General features: G+C 64.9%; 5 protein-coding genes and 2 pseudogenes. 4 read left to right on the plus strand and 3 right to left on the minus strand.

The genetic code is table 11. The features are described from left to right. The 3 genes from EN935_RS24260 to EN935_RS24270 form a co-directional block, all read left to right on the plus strand. On the plus strand, positions 1-738 hold a 738-nt coding region (locus tag EN935_RS24260; protein WP_245489033.1), incomplete at its 5' end, for an amino acid ABC transporter permease. After that, a complete protein-coding gene (locus EN935_RS24265; RefSeq protein ID WP_109660398.1) occupies positions 735-1,409 on the plus strand; it encodes an amino acid ABC transporter permease in 675 nt (224 codons plus the stop codon). The genes EN935_RS24260 and EN935_RS24265, both read left to right, overlap by 4 nt. Positions 1,410-1,435: 26 nt before the next feature. After that, complete coding sequence (locus EN935_RS24270) at positions 1,436-2,179, plus strand: amino acid ABC transporter ATP-binding protein (protein ID WP_109660396.1); 744 nt, start codon at positions 1,436-1,438, stop codon at positions 2,177-2,179. Positions 2,180-2,330: 151 nt separating this feature from the next. Here EN935_RS24270 and EN935_RS24275 read toward each other — a convergent pair whose 3' ends face one another. After that, entirely contained in the window at positions 2,331-3,446 is a 1,116-nt protein-coding gene (locus EN935_RS24275) for an alkene reductase (RefSeq protein WP_127262669.1), read from the minus strand. 40 nt (positions 3,447-3,486) lie between these two features. After that, positions 3,487-3,777, minus strand: coding sequence for a helix-turn-helix transcriptional regulator (locus tag EN935_RS24280; protein WP_127373681.1), 291 nt, complete (start codon positions 3,775-3,777; stop codon positions 3,487-3,489). Positions 3,778-3,854: 77 nt separating this feature from the next. On the opposite strand from EN935_RS24280, the pseudogene EN935_RS42930 reads away from it, so the two are divergent. After that, positions 3,855-3,947 (plus strand): annotated as a pseudogene (locus EN935_RS42930) (polar amino acid ABC transporter ATP-binding protein); the annotation flags it as partial. A 22-nt stretch (positions 3,948-3,969) separates the two neighbouring features. Here EN935_RS42930 and EN935_RS24290 read toward each other — a convergent pair. Continuing rightward, positions 3,970-4,327 (minus strand): annotated as a pseudogene (locus EN935_RS24290) (MFS transporter); the annotation flags it as partial.

The following is a 4,327-nucleotide window of genomic DNA, read 5'->3' on the forward strand; positions in this document are numbered from 1 at the left end:
CGCCGCGAAACCGCCTGGAATTTCGCTTCATCCGTCGTTTCCTGCACTCTGGGATTTCACCCAACGATGCTCGAAAATTTCAGTTTCCGCACCATCGTCGAATATCTGCCGCTGTTCGGGCAGGGCCTGGTCACAACCGTCTGGCTGTCGGCGCTGTCCTTTGTCGGCGCGCTCATCGTCGGCATCGTGCTGTGCGCCATGAACCTGCAGCGCGGCTGGCTGTTTCGCGCGCCGGCCAAGGCCTATATCGACGCAGTCCGCGCCACGCCCTTGCTGGCGCAGCTTTATTTCCTCTATTTTGGCCTGCCTCGGCTCGGCTTCGTGCTGCCGGAGCTGGTCGTCGGCATCCTCGCGCTATCGCTCAACAGCGGCGCCTATATCGCTGAAATCATTCGCGCCGGCATCCTGTCGATCCCGCGCGGCCAGGTCGAAGCCAGCGTCGCTTCGGGCATGACCTATGTCCAGCGCATGCGCCTGGTCGTCCTGCCGCAGGCCTTCAAGGTGACGATCCCGCCGCTGCTCGGCCAGGCGATCGTGCTGGTCAAGGATTCCGCCCTGCTATCGCTGATCTCGGTTTCCGAACTGACGCGCGCCGGCCAGTTGCTCGCCTCCGACCGCTTCATGCCGGCGGAAGGCTTTCTCACCATCGCCGCCTTCTATCTGCTGCTCTATTACGGACTGAAGGGACTGGCTGGCCTCTCCAGCCGCTGGCTCGGCACGGCGGGGGCGCGGACATGATCTGGCAACAGCTGCAAAGCCTCGCCGGCTCCTATCCGCTGGCCCTGCGCGGCCTCGGCATGACCGTGGTGCTGTCGCTGATCAGCCTGGTGCTCGGCACCCTGCTCGGCTTCGGTCTCGGCATCCTGCGCACCGGCGGCAACCGTCTGATCGACAGCTTGATCGGGGCCTGGGTCGATCTCATCCGCGGCACGCCGTTCCTGGTGCAGATCTTCCTGATCTTCTTCATCCTGCCAGAGTTCGGCATCGAGCTCGACGCCTTCACTGCCGGCATCATAGCGCTGACCAATCTGGCCGCCTGCTTCATCTGCGAGATCGTCGTCGCCGGCATCCGCTCGGTACCGACCGGCCAGGTCGAGGCGGCACTGGCATCCGGCCTATCGCGCTGGCAGCGCATGCGCCAGGTGGTGCTGCCGCAGGCCATGCGCATCGTGCTGCCGCCGCTGGTCGGGCAGTACGTGCTGCTGATCAAGGATTCTTCGGTCGTGTCGGCCATCGGCCTCACCGACCTCACCCGCGTCGGCTGGCTGGTGGTGCAGCGTGTGCCCAACGGCCTGTTGGTCTTCTTCCTCGTCGGCGTCGGCTATTTCATCGTCTGCTATCCCCTGATCATGCTGGCCCGCCGGCTCGAACGGCGCATGGGTGCCGCGCATGGCGAGGTGCAGTTGTGACAGCCAATCCCAAAGGGCCAACATCGATGACCAAAACGGGCATGATCGACTTTCGCGGCGTCAACAAGTGGTTCGGCTCGCTCAACGTGCTGAAGGACATCACGCTCAGCGTCGAGCCGCGCGAGGTGGTCGTCGTCTGCGGCCCGAGCGGCTCGGGCAAGAGCACGCTGATCCGCTGCGTCAACGGCTTGGAGGCGATCAAGGACGGCGACCTCGTCGTCGACGGCCAGCGCCTCGGCGACCCCGCCACCAACATGACGCAGCTGCGCACCGAGATCGGCTTCGTCTTCCAGTCGTTCAACCTCTACCCGCACAAGACCGCGCTCGAGAACGTCACGCTCGCCCCCATCCATGTCCGCAAGATCCCGCGCGCCGAGGCCGAAAAGGCCGGGCGCGAATTGCTGGCCAAGGTTGGCCTCGCCGACAAGGTCAACGCCTATCCCGCACAGCTTTCCGGCGGCCAGCAGCAGCGCGTGGCGATCGCGCGTTGCCTCGGCATGCGGCCCAAGATCATGCTGTTCGACGAGCCGACTTCGGCACTCGACCCCGAGATGATTTCCGAAGTGCTCGATGTCATGGTCGCGGTCGCCGAGGAAGGCATGACCATGATGGTGGTGACGCATGAGATGGGCTTTGCCCGCAAGGTCGCCCAGCGCGTGGTGTTCATGGACGCCGGCGCCATCGTCGAAAGCGGCACGCCGGACGAGTTCTTCTCGCATCCCAGGACCGACCGCAGCCGGGCTTTCCTGAGCAAGATACTCAGGCATTGAAGGCAGCGACAGGGAGCGTCTTCTCGGCGCTTCCCGTCAATCTGTCCGGCGGCCATTGTATCAATCGAAGAATAGCGTTGCCTTGCAACGGATCTGTACGCCGACCGGCCGCCCTTCCGCTGCGGGCGAAAGGGCAAACCGTCCGGGTGGCTCAGGCTGCCGTCGGATAGTCCGTATAGCCCCTGGCGTCGCCGCCATAGAACGTCGCCTTGTCGGGGGCGTTGAGTTCGGCATTCCGCTTCAACCGGCTCACGAGGTCGGGATTGGCGATGAACAGCTTGCCGAACGCGACAAGGTCCGCCTTGCCGTCGGCAACGGCCTTTTCGGCCAGTTCCTTGTCGTAGCCATTGTTCACCAGCCAGGCTCCGCGTCCGCCAGCCTTGTGGTAGGTGGCCTTGAGTTCCGCGTAGTCGAACGGCTTGTCGCCCTGGCTGAAGTCACGCGCCCCGCCGGTCGCGCCTTCGACGATATGGATATAGGCCAGGGTGCGACGGCCCAGTCCCTCCACCACATGGTTGAACAACGGCTGCGGATTGGCATCCGAAGTGTCGTTGGCGGGCGTCACCGGCGACAGCCGGATTCCGGTCCTGCCGGCGCCGACGGCGCCCGCGACCGCGTCGACCACCTCGAACAGGAAGCGCGTCCGGTTCTCGATGGAACCGCCATAGTCATCGGTACGATGGTTGGTGCCCGAGCGCAGGAACTGGTCGACGAGATAACCATTGGCGCCATGGATCTCGACGCCGTCGAAACCTGCCTCCTCGATCGCCGCCTTGGCGGCGCGGCGGAAATCGTCGACGATGCCGGGGATTTCGGCCGCATCGAGCGCGCGCGGCTCGGAGGTCTCGGCGAACTCGCCGCTGCCATCCGGCCTGACCAGGAAAGTCTTGGAGTTTGCCCTGATCGCCGACGGCGCCACCGGCTTGCCGCCGCCGGGCTGCAACGAAACATGCGAGATGCGTCCGACATGCCAGAGCTGGACCACGATCTTGCCGCCGGCTCTATGGACCGCGTCCGTGACACGTTTCCAGCCGGCAAGCTGATCCGCGCCATAGAGACCTGGCACGTCGGCATAACCCTGGCCCTGATGGCTGATGGCGGTGGCCTCCGTCACGATCAGCCCGGCCGTGGCGCGCTGACCATAATAGGTGACCGAGAGGTCGCCGGGGACCGCATTGGGTGAACGATTGCGCGTCAGCGGCGCCATGACGATGCGGTTCGCCAGCGCCAGGTCGCCGGCCTGCAGCGGATCAAAGAGTGTAGTCATGAGAAAAAGCCTTTCATGGGGGGAGGACGGGGGAGGATCGTCAGAGACCGGACAGGGCGGCCTGGAAGGCCGCGATGGTTTCTTCGTTGCGCTTGTAGAACCCCCATTGGCCGACCCGCCGTGTCGTGACGAGGTCCGCCGACGCCAGCGTCGCCAGATGCGCCGAGACGCTGGACTGCGCCAGGCCGCGACGGTCGAACTGGCTGGCGCAGACCCCCATCTCGAGCGGATGCGCCTGCGCGGCGAAGTGCTGTTCAGGCTCCTTCAGCCACGCCAGGACATCGCGTCGAAACGGATGCGCCAGCGCCTTCAATATGATGTCCTGGTCCATATTCACCTGCATCGATCTCAACCGATATATAGATCGGGTAGAGACGATATGGCAGGAAAACCATTCCATTTTTGCCGGCGATCGGAGAAAGCGGCACCCCGGACGAGTTCTTCTCGTACCCCAAGACCGACCGCAGCCGCGCCTTCCTCAGCAAGATACTCAGGCATTGAAGGCACCGCATCCCGCCGCGCCTTAGGTCGCCTCTTCCGGATTGCCGCCAATCGCAAACGCCACCCGGCCGCCACGCCGTCTCAGCAGCGCGATGGCGAGGAAGGCGATGACGCCGCTCGCAGCGACGACCACCAGCACCCACAGCGAATTGGCGACGGATGTCCGCGCCATCATGAAGGCGAGCGCGAACGGGGCGAAGGCCGAAGTGAACTGGCGGGCAGCGCTCGCCCAGCCGAGCCGCGCGCCATAGCCTTCGCGGCCGAAGAGTTCGAGCGGCAAGGTGCCGCCGACGATGCTGGTGAGGCCGGAACCGAGGCCGAACAGGAACACGAACAGGAAGGCGCCGGGCAGCCACGGCGTGGTCAGCAGCAGCGCGCAC

The sequence above is a fragment of the Mesorhizobium sp. M7D.F.Ca.US.004.03.1.1 genome (assembly GCF_003998635.1).
GTDB lineage: Bacteria > Pseudomonadota > Alphaproteobacteria > Rhizobiales > Rhizobiaceae > Mesorhizobium > Mesorhizobium loti.

Bases quoted from the DNA above. Each gene is read 5' to 3' on its own strand.
- EN935_RS24280 (WP_127373681.1), bottom strand. From the start codon at position 3,777: ATGGACCAGGACATCATATTGAAGGCGCTGGCGCATCCGTTTCGACGC.
- EN935_RS24275 (WP_127262669.1), bottom strand. From the start codon at position 3,446: ATGACTACACTCTTTGATCCGCTGCAGGCCGGCGACCTGGCGCTGGCG.
- EN935_RS24265 (WP_109660398.1), top strand. From the start codon at position 735: ATGATCTGGCAACAGCTGCAAAGCCTCGCCGGCTCCTATCCGCTGGCC.
- EN935_RS24270 (WP_109660396.1), top strand. From the start codon at position 1,436: ATGACCAAAACGGGCATGATCGACTTTCGCGGCGTCAACAAGTGGTTC.